The sequence below is a fragment of the Mycobacterium sp. GA-1285 genome, from assembly GCF_001499905.1.
GTDB lineage: Bacteria > Actinomycetota > Actinomycetes > Mycobacteriales > Mycobacteriaceae > Mycobacterium.
In genome coordinates this window covers 212,633-230,525 of sequence record NZ_LQIS01000012.1, presented here as the reverse complement: position 1 = coordinate 230,525, position 17,893 = coordinate 212,633, and the positions used below count along the sequence as shown (strand labels likewise).

At 67.4% G+C, this 17,893-nt stretch carries 18 protein-coding genes; 4 read left to right on the top strand and 14 right to left on the bottom strand.

The window, feature by feature from the left end; translation table 11 throughout:
* The first annotated feature begins 110 nt into the window (after positions 1–110).
* On the top strand, positions 111–2,072 hold the full coding sequence (locus AU193_RS09920) for an NAD(P)/FAD-dependent oxidoreductase (RefSeq protein WP_064422259.1): 1,962 nt from the start codon (positions 111–113) through the stop codon (positions 2,070–2,072).
* On the opposite strand, the gene AU193_RS09915 is transcribed toward AU193_RS09920, so the two are convergent.
* Positions 2,067–2,885 (bottom strand): LLM class F420-dependent oxidoreductase, encoded by an 819-nt coding sequence (locus tag AU193_RS09915; RefSeq protein WP_064422172.1) that lies wholly within the window; start codon positions 2,883–2,885, stop codon positions 2,067–2,069. The genes AU193_RS09920 and AU193_RS09915 overlap by 6 nt on opposite strands.
* Positions 2,886–3,056: 171 nt before the next feature.
* Between AU193_RS09915 and AU193_RS09910 the strand changes: the two genes are divergently transcribed.
* Positions 3,057–4,157 carry a glutamate--cysteine ligase gene (locus tag AU193_RS09910; RefSeq protein ID WP_064422171.1) on the top strand — a complete coding sequence of 367 codons (1,101 nt, stop codon included), beginning with the start codon at positions 3,057–3,059 and terminating at the stop codon, positions 4,155–4,157.
* Between the two features lie 5 nt (positions 4,158–4,162).
* Here AU193_RS09910 and AU193_RS09905 read toward each other — a convergent pair whose 3' ends face one another.
* From AU193_RS09905 to AU193_RS09855, 11 genes are all read right to left on the bottom strand, one after another.
* Positions 4,163–4,885 carry an anti-sigma factor gene (locus AU193_RS09905; protein WP_064422170.1) on the bottom strand — a complete coding sequence of 241 codons (723 nt, stop codon included), beginning with the start codon at positions 4,883–4,885 and terminating at the stop codon, positions 4,163–4,165.
* The gene (locus tag AU193_RS09900) at positions 4,882–5,463 is read right to left on the bottom strand and encodes a sigma-70 family RNA polymerase sigma factor (RefSeq protein WP_064422169.1); all 582 of its coding nucleotides are present in this window, start codon (positions 5,461–5,463) and stop codon (positions 4,882–4,884) included. The genes AU193_RS09905 and AU193_RS09900 overlap by 4 nt, the downstream gene beginning before the upstream one ends.
* Positions 5,460–6,233 carry a DUF1365 domain-containing protein gene (locus AU193_RS09895; RefSeq protein ID WP_064422168.1) on the bottom strand — a complete coding sequence of 258 codons (774 nt, stop codon included), beginning with the start codon at positions 6,231–6,233 and terminating at the stop codon, positions 5,460–5,462. Before AU193_RS09895 ends, AU193_RS09900 begins: the two co-directional genes overlap by 4 nt.
* Before the next feature lie 39 nt (positions 6,234–6,272).
* Positions 6,273–7,334 (bottom strand): poly-gamma-glutamate hydrolase family protein, encoded by a 1,062-nt coding sequence (locus tag AU193_RS09890; RefSeq protein WP_064422167.1) that lies wholly within the window; start codon positions 7,332–7,334, stop codon positions 6,273–6,275.
* On the bottom strand, positions 7,334–8,560 hold the full coding sequence (locus AU193_RS09885) for an Nramp family divalent metal transporter (RefSeq protein WP_064422166.1): 1,227 nt from the start codon (positions 8,558–8,560) through the stop codon (positions 7,334–7,336). The genes AU193_RS09890 and AU193_RS09885 overlap by 1 nt, the downstream gene beginning before the upstream one ends.
* A 76-nt stretch (positions 8,561–8,636) precedes the next feature.
* A complete protein-coding gene (locus AU193_RS09880; protein ID WP_064422165.1) occupies positions 8,637–8,879 on the bottom strand; it encodes a hypothetical protein in 243 nt (80 codons plus the stop codon).
* A gap of 82 nt (positions 8,880–8,961) precedes the next feature.
* The gene (locus tag AU193_RS09875; protein ID WP_064422164.1) at positions 8,962–9,231 is read right to left on the bottom strand and encodes a hypothetical protein; all 270 of its coding nucleotides are present in this window, start codon (positions 9,229–9,231) and stop codon (positions 8,962–8,964) included.
* 21 nt (positions 9,232–9,252) lie between these two features.
* Positions 9,253–10,341: a diacylglycerol kinase gene (locus AU193_RS09870; protein ID WP_064422163.1), complete on the bottom strand. Its 1,089-nt coding sequence runs from the start codon at positions 10,339–10,341 to the stop codon at positions 9,253–9,255.
* Positions 10,342–10,351: 10 nt separating this feature from the next.
* Positions 10,352–11,143, bottom strand: coding sequence for an SDR family oxidoreductase (locus tag AU193_RS09865; protein ID WP_064422258.1), 792 nt, complete (start codon positions 11,141–11,143; stop codon positions 10,352–10,354).
* Between the two features lie 192 nt (positions 11,144–11,335).
* Positions 11,336–12,283 carry a Ku protein gene (locus AU193_RS09860; protein ID WP_064422162.1) on the bottom strand — a complete coding sequence of 316 codons (948 nt, stop codon included), beginning with the start codon at positions 12,281–12,283 and terminating at the stop codon, positions 11,336–11,338.
* Positions 12,283–13,212 (bottom strand): carbohydrate kinase, encoded by a 930-nt coding sequence (locus tag AU193_RS09855; protein ID WP_064422257.1) that lies wholly within the window; start codon positions 13,210–13,212, stop codon positions 12,283–12,285. Before AU193_RS09855 ends, AU193_RS09860 begins: the two co-directional genes overlap by 1 nt.
* A 188-nt stretch (positions 13,213–13,400) precedes the next feature.
* On the opposite strand from AU193_RS09855, the gene AU193_RS09850 reads away from it, so the two are divergent.
* On the top strand, positions 13,401–14,846 hold the full coding sequence (locus AU193_RS09850; RefSeq protein WP_082682910.1) for an HNH endonuclease signature motif containing protein: 1,446 nt from the start codon (positions 13,401–13,403) through the stop codon (positions 14,844–14,846).
* 42 nt (positions 14,847–14,888) lie between these two features.
* Here AU193_RS09850 and AU193_RS09845 read toward each other — a convergent pair whose 3' ends face one another.
* Complete coding sequence (locus AU193_RS09845) at positions 14,889–15,113, bottom strand: hypothetical protein (protein ID WP_064422161.1); 225 nt, start codon at positions 15,111–15,113, stop codon at positions 14,889–14,891.
* Between the two features lie 31 nt (positions 15,114–15,144).
* Here AU193_RS09845 and AU193_RS09840 point away from each other — a divergent pair, with 31 nt between their 5' ends.
* Positions 15,145–17,436 (top strand): ATP-dependent DNA ligase, encoded by a 2,292-nt coding sequence (locus AU193_RS09840; protein WP_064422160.1) that lies wholly within the window; start codon positions 15,145–15,147, stop codon positions 17,434–17,436.
* On the opposite strand, the gene rnhA is transcribed toward AU193_RS09840, so the two are convergent.
* Complete coding sequence (gene rnhA, locus AU193_RS09835; RefSeq protein ID WP_064422159.1) at positions 17,423–17,881, bottom strand: ribonuclease HI; 459 nt, start codon at positions 17,879–17,881, stop codon at positions 17,423–17,425. The two genes, AU193_RS09840 and rnhA, sit on opposite strands and share 14 nt — an antisense overlap.
* Positions 17,882–17,893: the final 12 nt, after the last annotated feature.

Genomic DNA, 17,893 nt, shown 5'->3' with positions numbered 1-17,893 from the left:
ACTCGTACCGCCGAAGCCGCTGCGGATCACCAAGCACCGCACATGCCCGGCGATTACGCTACTGTACGTTCCGTAATTCTATGCGGCCGTCGCGGTCGGGAGGAGAAGTCGTGCGCAGTCGCTACGCGGGGACGCCGTTCACCACACCTACCGCCGAAATCCAGCGGGCGCTCGAGGACGTCAGCGTTCCGACGCTGTTGCTCAGCCTCGTGCACATCACCGGCGACACGCGCTTCATCCGCGACTACGCACAGGCCGGGTTGTTCCTCAACGAAGTCCAAGGCTTCATGTCCGAGGAGGACAAGGCGCGGGCGAGGGCCGAGGCGCTGGAGGTGATCGCCGCCTACCGCGACCGCGGCTGTCCGGAACCCGCGCCGCTGGACGCGTCCGTCGTCAAGCAGATGATGGATTGGGCCGCATGCGAACCCGTCGGTGAGGAGTACGTGCCGCTACTGTCCGAGGAACTCGACCTCGACGGCGTCGATCCGCGCCGGCCCGAACCCGTCGATCCGGACGCGGCGGCGACGCTTCCGGTGCTCGTCATCGGCTGCGGCGAGTCCGGGCTGCTCGCCGCCATCCGGCTCAAGCAGGCCGGGCTGCCGTTCACCGTGGTGGAGAAGAACGCCGGGCCCGGCGGAACCTGGTGGGAGAACAGCTATCCGGGGGCCCGCGTCGACGTGGCCAACCACTTCTACTGCTACAGCTTCGAACCCAGCAACAAGTGGAGCCACTACTTCGCCGAGCAGCACGAGCTGCGCCAGTACTTCGTCGACGTGATGGACAAACACGGCATCGGTGATCACGTGCGGTGGGAGACCGAGGTCGTCTCGGCCGAATGGGACGACGGGTCCGGCACCTGGACCGTCGCGCTGCGCGCCAGAAACGGTCGTGTCTCGAGGGTGACCGTCCGTGCGATCATCAGCGCGGTCGGCCAACTCAACCGGCCGCAGGTCCCCGACATCGAGGGCGCAAACACGTTCCGGGGTCCGGCCTTTCACTCCGCCGCGTGGAACCACAACGTCGACGTCACCGGACGACGCGTCGCGCTGATCGGCGCCGGCGCGAGCGGATTCCAGATCGCACCAGCGATCGCCGACCGGGTCGAGCATCTCGACGTCTACCAGCGCACCGCCCAGTGGATGTTCCCGAACCCGATGTATCACAAGGAAGTCGGCGACGGCACCCGCTGGGCGATGGAACACCTGCCGTTCTACGGCCGCTGGTACCGCTTCCTGTTGCTGTGGCCCGGAGCCGACAAGGGCCTGGACGCCGCACGAGTCGATCCGGCCTACCAGCAAGGAGATTACGCGGTCAGCGACATCAACGCCGCCGCGAGGATGATGTTCACCGACTGGATCACCAGCCAGGTCGACGGCGATGAAGAACTGCTCACCAAGGTCCTGCCCGACTATCCCGCGACCGGTAAACGCACGCTCCAGGACGACGGCACTTGGTTGCGAACCCTGAAGCGCGACAACGTTGAGCTGGTCCGCACGCCGATCGAGCGCATCACACCGACCGGCGTGGTGACCGCAGACGGCCGTGAACGGCGCGCCGATGTCATCGTGTACGCCACGGGTTTTCGCGCCACCGAGGTGCTGTGGCCGCTACGGATCACCGGCCGCGACGGCGACGGCAATCCGATCGACCTGCGCGACGTCTGGGGTGACCGCCCGTACGCGTACCGCGGGATCATGGTTCCGGGCTTCCCGAACTTCTTCCTCACCTACGGCCCCGGCACGCACTTGGCGCACGGCGGCAGCCTCATCTTCAACTCCGAGTTGCAGATGCGCTACAACGGCAAGTGTCTGCACGCTCTGGCCGACGGGCTGCACTCGATCGAGCCGAGGGCCGACGCGACCGAGGAGTGGCGCCGACAGTCGCAAAAAGCGATCAAGATGACGGTCTGGTCCCATCCGTCGATCCAGCATTCCTATTTCAAGAACGCCCGCGGCGAGATCCACACCGTCAGCCCGTGGAAGCTCTACGAATATCACGACGCGGTGCGCGAACCGGAATGGTCGGACTTCGTGGTCCGGTCCGCCGATAGCGTTGCGGCACAACAGCTATAGCTCGGCGATCACCTTGGCGAACGGCTCGGCATGCAGCTGCTGGACCGTGATGTAGCTGATGCCGTACGTCTCGCGGTAGCCGCGCAGCGTGTCAGCGATCGCGCCCGTCGACCCAGACAACACCGCCGGGGTCGCCAGCAGTTCCTCCTCGGACAGGTGGGGGAGGAACCGGCGGGTGATCGACAGGTCCGGCCGACCCGAATCGTCGGTCGGCATGGCCGTGACGGCGAGGTTGAGCTCGAGCTCGTCGAACCGGTCGCCGGCGGCCTCGCGAACGAAGGCGATGCGGTCGGCGAGCGGATCGCAGCTCGCGGTGATCGGGGCGCCGCCGGTCAGCCCGATGATGTCGGCGCGCTGTGCGGCAAGCGTCAGCAGCTTGTCGCCGTTGCCCGCAATGAGGATGGGCACATCGGGTGCGTGCTCGTTGATGTGCTCGACGACGTGGCGCAGCCAGCCCACCCGCTGGCCGGCGGAGGGGTAGGGGAGCTCGGCCTGTTCGAACTCCTCCTTGACGTACCCGGCGCCGAGGCCCAGGTCGAAGCGTCCGCCGCTCAGGTCGCGCAGTGTGGTGACCTCGCGCGCGAGCAGCGCGGGCCGGTAGAACCCCGCGTTGAGCACGAAGGTGCCGACGCGGAGCCGCTCGGTGGCCATCGCCATCGCCGTCATCATCGGGAACGGCGCGGTCGTGTAGAGGTGGTCGGCGACATGGACGATGTCGTAGCCCATGTCCTCGACGCGGCGCGCCCAGTCCTGCACCGACTTCTGACGGCGCGCGGCCTGCAGCCCCACACCGAACCGGAAGGGTTTGGTCACGACTCGGATGGTATTCGGTGACGTCTTCTGCAAAATGTTTGGCGCGCTCATCGGTTGGCAATAAGCCTGACGCCGACTCCGACCTCCCGGGGTCCCACTAGCCGAAGGACTTGTTGCCCCGATCCGGCCCGTCGTGAACCATTCCGACGGGCCGGATCAATATTTCTGCTCATGGCCACGCATCCCACGATCGGCGTCGAAGAAGAGTTCCTGCTCGTCGACCCCACGAGCGGGGAACCGGTCGCGCGCAACGAGGCCGTCGCCCGCGAGGCCGCCCGCCGGGGCGTGAAACTGCAGCTCGAGCTGACCACGTGCCAGGTCGAAACCACCAGCGAGGTGGTCGGCTCGACCCGCGAACTGCGCGAGGAACTGCTCCGGTTGCGCCGACTTTCCGCCGAGGCCGCGCACGCCGCAGGTGCCCAGCTGCTGGCGGTCGGCCTGCCGCCCACACTTCCGACGGAATTTCCGATCACCGACACCCCGCGGTACCGGGAGATCGGCGACAAGTTCGGCATGATCGCGCACGAGCAGGGCATCTGCGGCTGCCACGTCCACGTCGCGGTGCCCAGCCGGGAAGCCGCGATCCGAGTCAGCAACCGGCTGCGGCCCTGGTTGCCCAGCCTGTTGGCGCTGAGCGCGAACTCCGCGATCTACCGTCACTCCGATACCGGCTACGCCAGCTGGCGCAGCGTGCTGTGGGCGCGGTGGCCCAGCGCGGGCCCGCCGCCGCACTTCGACTCCGTCGACGAGTACGACGCCGTCGTGCACATGCTCCAACAGGCCGGCGCGATGCTCGACGACGGCATGGTCTATTGGGACGTGCGCCCGTCGAAGAACTTCCCGACGATCGAGGTGCGCGTCGCAGACGTGCCCGCGACAGCGGCCGAGACGGTCCTGCTGGCCGCGCTGACCCGGGCCGCGGTGATGACGGCGTTGGAGGACGAGCGGCGCGGCGAGCCGACGCCCCCGCTCGCCGCACACGCGCTCAAGGCCGCGTATTGGAAGTCCGCGCGCGATGGGCTCGACGGCGATGCGGTCGACCTGATGGAGAGCCATCAGCGCGTGCCCGCGCGCGAGCTGCTGGACCGACTCGTCGAGCACGTGCGTCCCGCGCTCGAAGCGGTGGGCGACTACGACCTGGTGTTCGACGAATTGCGCCGCATCACCGAACAAGGCAACGGCGCCATCCGGCAGCGACGCGCGTGGCAGCGCCGCCGGGACGTCCGCGACGTCGTCGCCGAGGCGGCCGAGGCGACGATATCGGGCACCTGAAACCGTCAGGCCAGCGGGAGCTCGGCGAACGGCTCGCCCGTCGGCTCCTGGGAACCGCCCGGCGGTTCGATGGTGAAGGCGAGGGTGCGTGAGTCGCCGAGATCGGGCAGCACGGCCGTCGTCGACGGGGCGACGGCTTGCGCGTCCATCGTGCCCGCGGGATGCGGACCGTCCGCGTCGACCAACCACATCTGGTAGACGGTGCCGGGTTGGGGCGGGGTGACGTTGTTCATCACCAACACGCCGGCGTCCTTCTCGCGGGAGAACACCACCGTCGCGGTGCCGCCACCCGGAATGTCCCCGGAGACGGTGCGCACATCGGGCGCGGCGAACACCTGCTCGGCGGTCGAGGGTTTGGCGGCCGGGCGCAGCGCCAAACCGACGCCGACCGCACCCGCGCCGACCACGACCACTGCGGCGGCGGCGAGCGCGGCCTTCTGCCAGCGAGTCGGCCGCGGCCGCAACTGGCGTACCGGTTCGGCTCGCCCGCCGCCGACCTCGGCCAGCAGACGCTCGCGCAGCTGCGGGGGCGGTTCGACCGCGGTGGCGGCCGACACCACTGCCATCGCCTCGCGGACGTTGCGCACTTCGTCGGCGAAGGCCTGCGCGACCGCAGGCGGCGCGGCCGCGACGCGACGCTCGAGTTCACCGCGTTCGGAATCGGAGATCGCGTCCAGGGCGAAGGCCGCCGCGAGGGCGCCGAGGTCGGAATCCATGGGTTCGGTCATGCCATCCCCAAGCACTTGCGGAGACTGCGGAGGCCGTCGCGCATCCGCGATTTGATGGTGGCGAGGTTCGCCGCCAGACGTTCGGAGACCTGGGCGTAGGTCAGCCCGTCGTAATAGGCCAGCTGGATGCACTCTCGCTGGACATCTGTCAGCGAACCCAGGCAGTTGGCGACCTGGCGGCGCTCGTCGCGCGTGATCACCGAGTCCGCGACGTGATCGGCGGGCGGGTCGACGGTGGCCGCGCCGTAACGGTCCTCCCGCTGCGTCGCGGCCTGTTCGGAGCGCACCCGGTCGACCGCACGACGGTGCGCGAGCGTCATCAACCACGCGAGCGGGGAACCCGCCGAGGGGTCGTAACTTCCCGCGGTGCGCCACACCTGCAGGTAGATGTCCTGGGTCGTCTCCTCGCTGTACCCCGGATCGCGCAGCACCCGGGCTACCAGGCCGAACACCCGCGCCCGGGTGCGGTCGTAGAAGGTGGCGAATGCCTCGACGTCCTCCTCGGCAACCTGGCGAAGCAGTTCGTCGAGGTCCGTGGTCACCAGCGGTAGCCTAGCCACCCGGGTCGGCACCGTCATGAATATCGCGATCTGGCCGCACTGTGCGCGAAAGCCTGTGTCTGAGCGAACGTTTCGCCGACCGCTTCGGCACCGTGGACGACGGGTACCCGCCGCAGCCACAGCGTGAGGTGCTGCAGCCGGTACTCCAGCGCGGTCATCAGCGGCGCCAGCGGAGCGACCGCCTGCATCCGCGCCACCTCGGCGATGCCCGCGCGCCTGCGCGTGCCACGCACCGTCGCGATGAACGCCGGCTCGTTGCCGCGGTGCAGGGAGACGGTCACGTTGACCTCCCCGTCCGGGTGCGGCGCGTGCACCAGGTAGTGACCGTTGGTGCCGTTGAACGGCGACACCCGCAACTTCTTCGGTGCCATCGATGTCCCGTCCGGGCTCGGCGGGAGCAGATACGCATGCCGTTCACCGCGGTGGTTGTGCATCTCCATGACGACGTGACGCAAGACGCCCTCGGCGTCGTGGCACCAGTAGAGCGTGACGGGGTTGAACGCGTAGCCGGCCACTCGCGCCTGCAGCAGTGCGGTGACCCGGCCGCCGCCCAGGTCGACACCGCGGTCCCACAAAAAGGCGTCGATGCGCTGTCGCAACGAGTCCCCCGGGGCGCCGTCGAGGTGGTCACGCGCGTCGAAACGCGCGAACGGGCGCAGCCACCACGGCAGCCTGGGGAGCCGGTCGACGTCGACCAGCCAGCTGTACCCGTGGTGCTCGAAATGGTGGTACACCGGCGTACGTCGCAGGTGCGCCGTCCGGGTGCGGTACAGGCTGGAACTATCCACGTAGCGGTATTCGTAGCCGACCGCACGGCGGATGGGTGGTCAGGCGGACTGAAGTTCCCAGGAGTGCGCCGCGGCGACGAGACCCTGGATCAACGTGGAGGTCGCCGGCGTGAGCCCGTCGTCGCCGGGTAGCTGACTGCGGGGACTGATGCCTCGCACCCGCGGGGTCAGCTCGAGTTGTGCGCCGCCCCCGCGGACACGGTTGACCGGATTGTCGGGGTGCAACCCGCGCAGCTCGCGGGGGATCGCATCGAGATCGGTGACGACGTGATAGCCGGGAACATCGACGTGCTCGGCGAGGTGTTCGGCCAGTGCGCGGTTGCGGCCGCCCGCGAGCAACTGCGTGCTGCGGCCGATGCGGCCGTAACCGTGCAACGACACGGCGACGTCGACGTGGTCGAGGAACTCCGCGAGGCGTTCGGACTCCTGCGCGCGGTACAGCGCCGAGGGCAGGTGGTGCGGATAGTGGTCGGGATGGCGCACCACATACACCGAGGCGCCGGCGGCGTCGGCGGCGCGTTCGGCGATCACATCGGTCATCTGCTCGAGGCCGCCGCCGTGGATGGCCAGAAAACCGAAGCGGGACCGCAGGATTCGTTCCTCGACGATGCCGGGCTGCCGGACAAGTTCCGAAAGTGATTGCGGGGCAGGTAGATCGGATCGTCCGGCGCGGCCCGGCCAATGCGCCGGATCCCATCGCTTGAGGAACTCGACCCAGCGGGGTGGCAGGCCGTGGTGCAGGGCGCCGTCGATGATGCGCTCGAGGTAGCCCGGTCGCGGCGGGCCCGGTTCGACACGATGGTCGATGTACACCCACGCCTCGGCGGGCCCGTCGTCGGTGTGCACCGTGAGTCGGTCGCGACGGTAGCGCACCGGAACGCCTTCGGCGCTGTCCAGCACCGCCAAGTCGTGATCGTTGAGCTGCCACAGCACACCGTGCACCTCGGACCCGTGGAACGGTTCGACGGTGGCGACGCCGCGCTCGTTGATCAGCCAGTCATGGTCGGCCAGTCTGGCCGGCCGGGGCTGCGCAGCAGCGGGACACCGCAACGCCATCTGCGAGACGTCGAGGTTCGAGCCGTAGGCGAAGTACGCGTGCATCAACCCGTCAGCGTCAGATAGATCAACACCACGTTCAAGAGAGTAATCAGGGCGGCGATGACCCACCCGATCGTCGTCGTCACCCGGTGGTTGACGTCGTCGCCCATCAGGGCCCGGTCGCTGGTCAGCCGCACCAGCGGAATGAGCGCGAACGGTATCCCGAACGACAACACCACCTGCGACAACACCAGCGCCCGGCTGGGGTCCAGGCCGATCGCCAAGACCGCCAATGCGGGCAACAGCGTGATCAGGCGCCGCAGCACCAGCGGAATGGAGCGGTGCAGCAGGCCCTGCATGATCATCGCGCCGGCATACGCGCCGACCGAAGACGACGCCAGCCCCGACGCGAGCAGTCCGATCGCGAACAACAACGCGATCGTCGGCCCCAGGGTCTCGTTGACCGCGGCGTGTGCACCCTCAATCGAGTCGGTGTTCTCCTGGCCCCGCAAATTCGTCGCGGCGACCAACACCATCGACAGGTTGACCGCGCCGGCAATGACCATCGCGATGCCGACGTCCCAGCGCGTGACCCGCAGCAGCAGCCGTCGCATCGGCCCGGCTTCGGGGTGCCCGTGCCGATCCCGGGCCAGGCCCGAGTGCAGATACACCGCGTGCGGCATCACGGTCGCGCCCAGCATCGCCGCCGCGATCAACACGCTCTCGGTGCCCGCGAATTTCGGCATCAGCCCCGCAGCCGCCTCTTCGAGTGGAGGGGGCGCGACGAACAGGCTGGTGAGGAAGCCGACCGCGATGACCGCCAGCAGCCCGGTGATGACGCGCTCGAACGAGTTCTGGCCGTGGCGGTCCTTGACCATCAACAGCACCAACGAGACGACACCGGTGATGATGCCGCCGGTGAGCAGCGGTAGGTCGAACAGCAGGTACAGCGCGATCGCCCCGCCCACGACCTCGGCGAGATCCGTTGCCATCGCGACCATTTCGGCCTGCAGCCAGTAGGTCAGCCGGGTGCGGCGCCGCATCCGGTCACCGACCGCCTCCGGCAACGACATACCGGTCACCAGGCCGAGCTTGGCCGAGAGGTACTGCACGATGCAGGCCATCGCGTTGGCCGCGACGATCACCCAGATCAGGAGGAAACCGAATTGCGCGCCGGCGCTGACATTGGCGGCGACGTTGCCGGGGTCGACGTAGGCGATGGCCGCAACGAAGGCCGGTCCGAGCAGCAGCCAGCTCGGCCGCGCCTTCACCTCGGTGCTCCGTGCCACCCCACCCTCTTCCTATCCGGAACAGCGAATAGAAAAGTTAGGTTAGCCGAAACCTCGGACGTTTCGTCGTGCGGGGTTACCTGTGCCCGTCGCCGAGCCCGATGACGAGCCCGCCACCCCACGGCCAGCCCCAGTACGGGTTTGTCTGCGCCGGCGGTGACGTGACGATCTGCGAGCTTCCGTTGGTCCGGCACTGTGTGGTGTTGGGGCCGATGTCGGTGCATTCGGGCGCGGCACCGGCGACCGGCGCGACAAGTATGCACGCACCGATGCCGCCTGCGGTGAAAGCCGTTGCAAAGCAACGATATACGGCCTTCATGGTTGGCCTCCTCGGGCCACTGGAACTTGCGGCCGCTGACTGGCGAGCGCTGCGAAAGACGTTGGGAGTCAATCCCGAACGATCACGGGAAGAAGAAGCCGTCACCTTCCCACATGCTTCCCCATGGGCCGACGTACTCCTGCTCGGCGGGAGTGGCGTTGATGGAGACGTTGCCGGGCGACACGCATTCCGTGGTCGAACCGCCGATGGCCTGCGCGCCGCCGGTGTCGACGCATTGGGGCAGGGTCGGATTCGGGGTCGGTTCGGCGGCGGCCAAGGGTGCCGCCGCGAGCGCCGCGGCGATTCCCCCGGCAGCGATCATCGGAGCGAGATGACGAAGTCTGGTCCGCATTGGCACGCCCTCGATTCTGATCTACCCCCGGCCTTGCTGCACAGCGTACAACCCTTTTCCGGTGATCAACGGCAAGTCGAGTGTGGTGCGGATGCCCGGCGGCGCCGCCACCACCGCCGGGATCGCGTTGACGACGCGGGCTGCCGTCGCGACGAGCCCGGCGTGGTTGTGGTCACCGTTCGGACTGCTCAGACACAGGTCGACCGCGTACGACGGTTCGCCGGTGATCTCGATGCGGTAGGAGCCACCTTCCTGGGCGGGCTGCGGCCAGTCCGGGTGCAGGTCGTCGCGCAGCCGGGTGACGTGTTCCAGCGCAACGGCGACCTTGCCGTCCTTGATGCCCTGGACCTCGAAGCGCAGCGCCGCAGCGGTACCCTTGGCGATGTGGCCCGAGGCGATGTCGAAATCCTCGGGAGCCGGTTCGCGCACATAGGTTTCGGACACCTTGTCGAGTTCGATGCCGAGTCCCGCGGCCAGTTGCCTCACCACCGATCCCCACGCCAGGCTCAAGACGCCGGGCTGCAACAGCATCGGGATCTCGTCGAGCGGCTTGCCGAAGCCCATCACGTCGAACATCACCGTCGCGCTGTCGTAGGTGTCGTAGTTGATGATCTCCATGCACCGGATCTGCTCGATGCTCTGACAGGTTCCGGCCAGTGCGAGCGGAAGAAGGTCGTTGGCGAAACCGGGATCGATGCCATTAACGAATACGCTCGACTGGCCGGTCTCGGCGGCTTCCTCGATCGGCTTGACCATCTCGTCGGGCAGCACCTCCCACGGGTACTGCAGGAAGACGGCGCTGCTGCCGACGACGTTGACGCCGGCGGCCAGGATGCGACGGTAGTCCTCGAGAGCCTCGGGCAGCCGGTTGTCGGCCATCGCGGTGTAGACCGCACAGTCGGGTTGGGTCGCCAGAACCGCATCGAGGTCTGTCGTGGCGGTGATGCCGGTCGAAATGTCAAGGCCGGCAAGCTCGCCCGCATCCTTGCCGGCTTTGGCCTCCGATGACACCCAGACCGCCGTGAGCTCGTAGTGCGGGTCGTTGATGAGCTGGGTCAGCGCGTGCCTGCCGACGTTGCCGGTGCCGACCGCGGCCACTTTGATCGTCATGGAAGTCCTCTCACAGATCCGGGATGGGCATGTCGAGATTGGGCACCGTCAGGCCGCCGTCGACCTCGAGCGTCTTACCGGTCAGGAAGCTGCCCGCGGGCGAGGCGAGGTACACCGCGGCCGCGGCGATGTCCAGCGGATCGCCCAGCCGGCGCATCGGGGTGGCCTGCTCCATGGGCTTACGCAGTTCGTCGTTGGAGGCCACGATGTCGAGCGCCGACGTGAGAATCGACCCCGGCGCGATCGCGTTGACCCGGATCCGCGGGCACAGGTCGAGCGCGGCCAGCCGGGTGTAGTGGGCCAGTGCGGCCTTGGCCGTTCCGTAGGCGGCGAAACCGCGGCCGGCCAGCCGACCCATCGTGGAGGTGATGTTGATGATGCTTCCGCCGCCGGAATGCTCGAGCATCAGCGGTACCGCGGCCGTGGTGAGGGCGTGCGCGGTGGTGACGTTGAAGGTGAAGGCCTCCTTCATGTCCTTCGTGGACGTGTTCAGCAGCGCGTTGGGCATGGTGCCACCTACATTGTTGACGACGATGTCTAGTTTGCCGAACGCCTCGATCGCGGCGCCGGCCAACGTGGCGGTGTCGGCGGGGTGGGCCAGGTCGGCCACCACCACGTGCGCCCTGCGGCCGACGTCCGTGATCTGCTCGGCGACTTCCTCGAGTTGCGATTGTGTGCGCGACGCGATCACCACGTCCGCACCGGCTTCCGCGAATGCGACGGCCATCGCGGCACCCAGTCCGCGGCCGGCTCCGGTGACCACCGCTATCTGATCGTCGAGCCGGAATCTGTCAAGAATCACGTTTCGGTTCCTTCCCTCGCCGGCCGAACCGTAACAGGGCGCGACGACCCGCGTGAGGGCTTTCTGAAACACGTTCTAATTTTCGCGAGACGTACAACAGGGTCGTATCGCGACCGGTAGCACGACCCTGTTGTACGTCTCGCGAGAATCAAGGGCGACGACGGCTGGCGGCTGGCGGCTGGCGGCGATGAACTATTTCTTGGCGGCGGCCTTCTTGGCGGCGGCTTTCTTCGCCGGCGTCTTCTTGGCCGGCGTCTTCTTCGCAGTTTTCTTGGCGGGTGCCTTCTTGGCGGCGCCCTTCTTCGCAGGGGCCTTCTTCGCCGGCTTTTCCTCGTCGCCGCCGCGGCCCTCGCGACGCGCCTTCACACTGGCCTCGAGCTTGGCCAACAGATCGGAGACGTCCTCTGTCTCATCGAGTTCCTGCGGCTGCTCCTCGGCGGTGAACGCCTCGCCGCCTTCGAGTTTCGCCTGGATCAGCTCGCGCAGCTGCTCCTGGTAGTCGTCGTGGTAGCGATCGGGGTTGAAGTCGTCGGTCATCGAGTCGACGACCTGGGTCGCCATCTTCAGCTCGGCCGGTTTGATGTCGACTTCCTTGTCCAGCACCGGGAAATCGGGGTCGCGGATCTCGTCGGGCCACAACAGCGTCTGGATCACCATGACGTCGCGCTTGCTGAAGTCCTGAACCCGCAGCGCCGCCAGGCGGGTCTTGTTGCGCAACGCGAAGTGCACGATCGCGACCCGGTCGGTCTCCTTGAGCGTCTTGGTCAACAACACATACGACTTCGACGACTTGCCCTCGGGCTCGAGGAAGTAGCTGCGGTCGTACATCATCGGATCGATGTCGCTGGCCGGAACGAACTCCAGCACCTCGATCTCGCGACTGCGTTCCTCAGGCAGCGTGGCGATGTCCTCGTCGGTGATGATCACGGTCTGCCCGTCGTCGGACTCGTAGGCCCGGGCGATGTCGCGATATTCGACTTCCTCGCCGTCGATCTCGCAGACCCGCTTGTAGCGGATGCGCCCGTTGTCCTTCGCGTGCACCTGGTGGAACTTCACGTCGTGGTCCTGCTGCGCGCTGTAGACCTTGACCGGGACGTTCACCAGGCCGAACGCGATCGAACCCTTCCATATGGAACGCATCAACCCAGTATGGCTGATTTCAGGGCCGCATCGCGGCTACGGCGATCGGGCAGGTCGGCGCCGGCGCGGGACACCGTCAGCGCAGACGACATCGCGGCGGTGCGCACGACGTCGGTCAGGTCGGCCGTGCCGATCCGTGCCAGGTCACGGCGCCGCTGGGCGCCCAGCAGCCCCAATGTCCACAGCGCGTCGATCAAACCACTCATGTACGCGTCGCCCGCGCCGACGGTGTCGACGACGTCGACCTCGAACGCCGGCGCCCGCACCAGACCCCGCGCACACACCGCGAACGACCCCTGCCCACCCATCGTCACCGCGACGATCGACGGGCCCAGCGACAACCACGTCTCGGCAATCTGTTCGGGGGACCGACCAGGATCGAGCCACCTCATGTCCTCGTCGCTGGCCCTCACGACGTCGCAGCGCTCGATGAGCCGGTCGATGCGGGCGCGTGCGGCATCGGTGTCCTCGATCGACGCCGGCCGAACATTCGGATCGAACGTGACGGTGGCCGAGGGGTGGTAGGTGTCGAGCAGCGCGGCGGCGGCACGGCATCCGGGCTCGAGCACGGCCGCGATCGAACCGGTGTGCACCACCAGCGGCGGCCTCACTTCCGGCGTGCCGGTCAGCTGCCAATCGATGTCGAACGCATACTGCGCCGACCCGTACTCGTCCAACGTGGCCACCGCCGTGGGCGTCCTGGCCGCGCTCATACTTCCCGTAACCACTTGCGCCCCAACTTGTTTCACGTAGCCAAGGATGCGCCGGCCGCGTTCGTCGTCGCCGATGTGGGTGAGGAAGTCGACGCTGCGGCCCAGTCGGGCCAGTCCGACCGCCACGTTGAGCGGGCTGCCGCCGACGTGTTCGGTGACCTGTCCGCCGCGCTCGACGATGTCGATCAACGCCTCGCCGATCACCAGGGCCCTCATGGCGCGTCCTTCCCGGGCGATGCCTCGAGCGTCGGGAGATCCGAACACGAGCGGGCAGCGCCGTCGAAAGCTCGAGGAGAGCTGAACATATTGTGTGACAACACATTAAAGTCGAACTGTCGAAGCTCTCATAGAATTCTTCGGAGATACGTCACCAACGCCTTAGAGTTCGCTCATATGTTCGAGTCATGAGTTCCGAAGCGGTGCAAGCGACGGTCGCCACGCTGCGTGCCGCGTTCGACGACCTGGCCGCGCTGCCCATCGACACGCTCTCGGTCGCAGATTTGGTCGGCGTGCTCGACGAGCTCGAAACCCTCACCTGTCAGATGCCCGCACAGAGCCACCGCCTGCTGGCGCGCTTGCAGGTCGAGAAGACCGCCAAGGAGATGGGCGCCAAGTCGTGGCGCGACGTTCTGTCTATCCGGTGGCGTATCTCTGCCAGCGAGGCGCGCCGCCGACTCGATGAGGCAGCGTTGTTGGCGCCACGGCGCACACTGACCGGAGAACCACTCGAGCCGGTACTGCCAGCGACAGCGATCGCCCAGACGCACGGGTTGATCAACCGTGAGCACGTCAAGGTCGTGCGGGAGGCGATGGACCGCGTTCCGGCAGCGGTCGACGCCGTGACCCGCGCCCAGATCGAAGTCGATCTGGCCCGCAGCGCCGTCGGCGTTGGCCCAAAGGAATTGAAGGACAACGCCGACCGCATACTGTTCCTGCTCGATCAGGACGGCCCCGAACCCGACGACAGGGAGCGCGCACGGCGCCGCGGCTTGTGGAAGGGGCCGCAGGGTCCCGACAAGATGATCCCGGTGAGGGCCACGCTGACTCCCGAAGCATGGGCGATATTCGAGGCCGTCTTCGCCAAGTGGGCCGCGCCGGGTATGTGCAACCCCGATGACGAGAATCCCTGCGTCTCCGGCGTGCCGTCACAAGCGCAGATCGAACAGGACCACCGCAGTCTCGCTCAACGTCAGCACGATGCGTTGATCGCGGTCGGGCGCAGTGTGCTGGAAAGCGGTGAGTTGGGTCAGCACAACGGTTTACCGACCTCGGTCATCGTCCGCACCACATTGGGGGACCTCGAGAGCCTTGCGGGCGTTGGCGTCACAGGCGGAGGCACCGTCATCCCCATCGCCGACGTCATCCGCATGGGCACGCACGCCAACCACTACCTGGCGGTGTTCGACAAGGCCACCGGATCGGCGCTGGACTTGTTCCGTGCCCGCCGCGTGGCCTCGCCGGCCCAACGAATTGTGCTCATCGCCCGCGACGGCGGCTGTACGAAGCCGGGGTGCACCGTGTCCGCGTACGGGTGCCAGGTTCATCACGCCGCCTGCGACTGGGGCAACGACGGGCAAACCAACGTCGACGAACTCGGCTTGGCGTGTGGGCCCGACAATCGCATGGTCGGCCCCGACGGCTGGATCACCCGGATCAACGACGCCAACGATGTCGAGTGGATACCGCCCCCGCACCTCGATACCGGACAAGCCCGTGTCAACGACTTCCACCGTCCGGAACGACTACACCGTCCACCGGACGGAGACACCGAATTGCCGGAAGTCGACGCTGACGACCCGAGTTCTTCGGCCACCAGCGACACCCAAGGGCCGGAACCCAACGCGGCCTGACGCGGGAGCCGCGCCGCGACCGCTCGACGTCGCGATCAACCGTCACCCCACGACTTGTGGATTCCCCGGGTCCAGGCCGTCGGCCAGGTTCGGGTCGAGCCCACTGGGCGAGTGGGTGAACTCCTGGTGAGCCGGCGGCCGGCAGTTGTCATCCATCGGCGTCTGATCACCCGAGCAGTAGGGCAGGAGATCCTCGGGATCGGCCGCGGCGTGCGGCGCCGCCAGCAGAGCCGCCGCAATCAGCGCCGCCGCCAGGATTCTCGTCACGAATCCAACGTAGCAGCGGGTATACGTTCACATTGTGGATCGATTCGGCCGGGTGAAGCTGACCAACCCGGACAAGGTGCTGTACCCGGCGACGGGCACCACGAAAGGCCAAGTCTTCGAGTATTACGTCGGTATCGCCGAGGCGATGGTCCCGCACATCGCGGGCCGCGCCGTCACTCGCAAGCGCTGGCCCAATGGCATCGAGGAGCCGTCGTTCTTCGAGAAGCAACTCGCCTCGTCGGCGCCGGACTGGTTGGACCGCGCGTCGGTCACGCACCGCTCCGGGACGACGACCTACCCGCTGATTGACACCGCCGAGGGCCTGGCGTGGATCGCGCAACAGGCTGCACTCGAAGTGCACGTCCCGCAGTGGCGGTTTGTGCGCAAAGACGACGGGCCACCGACACCCGGGCCGGCGACGCGCATCGTGTTCGACCTGGACCCCGGCGAGGGCGTCACGTTCCGCCAACTCTGCGAAGTCGCCCACGAGGTGCGGGATCTGATCACCGACATCGGATTGACCACCTTCCCCGTCACCAGCGGCAGCAAGGGCCTGCACCTGTATGTCCCACTCGAAGACCCGATCAGTTCGCAGGGCGCATCGGTGCTTGCCCGTCGGGTCGCGCAGCAACTCGAGAAGACGATGCCCAAGAGGGTGACCGCGACGATGACCAAGAGCCTGCGCGCCGGTAAGGTCTTCGTCGACTGGAGCCAGAACAACGGGGCCAAGACGACGATCGCGCCGTATTCGCTTCGGGGACGCGAACATCCGACCGTTGCGGCGCCGCGCACCTGGGACGAGATCGAGGACCCCGAGCTGCGACACCTGAACTTCGACGAGGTGCTCGACCGGGTGCAGCAGATGGGCGACCTCCTTGCGCCGCTCGACGAGGCGGTCCCCGTACCGGATCGGCTGACCACCTACCGCAGCATGCGCGACGCGTCGAAAACCCCTGAGCCGGTGCCGAACAAGCCGCCCAAGACGGGAAACAACGACAAGTTCGTGATCCAGGAGCACCACGCGCGCCGACTGCACTACGACCTGAGGCTCGAACGCGACGGCGTGCTGGTGAGCTGGGCGGTACCTAAGAACCTGCCCGACACTCCATCGGTCAACCATCTCGCCGTGCACACCGAGGACCATCCGCTGGAGTACTTGACCTTCCACGGCGAGATCCCCAAAGGCGAGTACGGCGGCGGCAAGATGATCATCTGGGACACCGGCACCTACGAGGCCGAGAAGTTCAACGACGTGCCACCCGACAGCGCCAAAGAGGGCGGCGAGGTCATCATCAACCTGCGCGGCAACAAGATCGATGGCCGTTACGCGCTGATCCAGACCGACGGCAAGAACTGGCTCGCGCATCGGATGAAAGACCAGAAGCGGCCGCACGCAGGCGATCTCGCACCGATGCTGTCGACGGAGGGCTCGGTGGCGAATCTCAAGGCGGGGCAGTGGGCGTTCGAGGGCAAGTGGGACGGCTACCGCGTGATCATCGACGCCGATCGGGGCCGGCTCACCGTCCGCTCCCGGCGGGGCCGCGACGTCACCGGCGAGTTTCCCCAATTCGAGGCGCTGGCAGCCGATCTCGCCGACCACCATGTGATCCTCGACGGCGAGGCGGTCGCGCTCGACGAGTCAGGGGTGCCCAGCTTCTCGGAGATGCAGAACCGCGCCCGCTCCACCCGGGTGGAGTTCTGGGCGTTCGACATCCTGCACCTCGACGGCCGGTCGCTGTTGCGCGCCAAGTACACCGACCGGCGGCGGATACTCGAGGCACTGGCCGAGGGCGGCGGGTTGATCGTGCCCGACCAGTTGCCCGGCGACGGTCCCGAAGCGATGCAGTACGCGCGCAAGATGCGATGGGAGGGCGTCGTCGCCAAGAGACGCGACTCGACCTACCAACCGGGACGACGGTCGGCGTCGTGGGTCAAAGACAAGGTCTGGAACACCCAGGAAGTCGTGATCGGCGGCTGGCGGCAGGGTGAGGGCGGCCGCTCCAGCGGGATCGGCTCGCTGATGCTCGGGATTCCGGACCCAAACGATCCAGACGGCGGGCTCCAATTCGTCGGCCGTGTCGGAACGGGCTTCACGGACAAGGCGCTGGCCGAGCTGAAGAAGACGCTCGAGCCGCTGAAGACCGACGACAGCCCGTTCACCAAGCCGCTGCCGCGCCAGGACGCGAAGGGTGTCACATTCGTGCGCCCCGAACTCGTCGGCGAGGTGCGCTACAGCGAACGAACCTCGGATGACCGTCTGCGCCAACCGAGTTGGCGAGGCTTACGTCCGGACAAGAAACCCGATGAGGTCACCTGGGAGTAGCCGCGAGCAGCGCTTCCCGCATGCCCCGCGTCGCGAGCACGTCGGCCAACTCGTTGTCGGCGACGCCCGAATGGCCCTTTACCCAGAACCACTCGACCTGGTGCCGCGCGCAGGCCGATCGCAGCCGCTGCCAGAGGTCGACGTTCTTCACCGGCTGCTTCGCGGCCGTCATCCAGCCGTTGCGCTCCCAACCGAGCACCCACTTGGTGATGCCGTTGCGGACGTAGGTGCTGTCGGTGTACAGGTGCACCACGATGGGCCGCGTCAACGCCTCGAGCGCCATGATCGGCGCCGTCAACTCCATCCGGTTGTTGCTCGTCTGCGCCTCGCCGCCGCACATCTCGCGCACGTGTGCACGCCGGCGCAGCACCGCGCCCCAGCCGCCTGGGCCCGGATTCGGTCTGCACCCGCCGTCGGTATGGATCACCACGACGTCGTCTGCCATGCGCCGAGAATA

Bases quoted from the DNA above. Each gene is read 5' to 3' on its own strand.
- AU193_RS09910 (WP_064422171.1), top strand. From the start codon at position 3,057: ATGGCCACGCATCCCACGATCGGCGTCGAAGAAGAGTTCCTGCTCGTC.
- AU193_RS09905 (WP_064422170.1), bottom strand. From the start codon at position 4,885: ATGACCGAACCCATGGATTCCGACCTCGGCGCCCTCGCGGCGGCCTTC.
- AU193_RS09900 (WP_064422169.1), bottom strand. From the start codon at position 5,463: ATGACGGTGCCGACCCGGGTGGCTAGGCTACCGCTGGTGACCACGGAC.
- AU193_RS09890 (WP_064422167.1), bottom strand. From the start codon at position 7,334: ATGCACGCGTACTTCGCCTACGGCTCGAACCTCGACGTCTCGCAGATG.
- AU193_RS09880 (WP_064422165.1), bottom strand. From the start codon at position 8,879: ATGAAGGCCGTATATCGTTGCTTTGCAACGGCTTTCACCGCAGGCGGC.
- AU193_RS09875 (WP_064422164.1), bottom strand. From the start codon at position 9,231: ATGCGGACCAGACTTCGTCATCTCGCTCCGATGATCGCTGCCGGGGGA.
- AU193_RS09870 (WP_064422163.1), bottom strand. From the start codon at position 10,341: ATGACGATCAAAGTGGCCGCGGTCGGCACCGGCAACGTCGGCAGGCAC.
- AU193_RS09860 (WP_064422162.1), bottom strand. From the start codon at position 12,283: ATGCGTTCCATATGGAAGGGTTCGATCGCGTTCGGCCTGGTGAACGTC.
- AU193_RS09855 (WP_064422257.1), bottom strand. From the start codon at position 13,212: ATGAGGGCCCTGGTGATCGGCGAGGCGTTGATCGACATCGTCGAGCGC.
- AU193_RS09850 (WP_082682910.1), top strand. From the start codon at position 13,401: ATGAGTTCCGAAGCGGTGCAAGCGACGGTCGCCACGCTGCGTGCCGCG.
- rnhA (WP_064422159.1), bottom strand. From the start codon at position 17,881: ATGGCAGACGACGTCGTGGTGATCCATACCGACGGCGGGTGCAGACCG.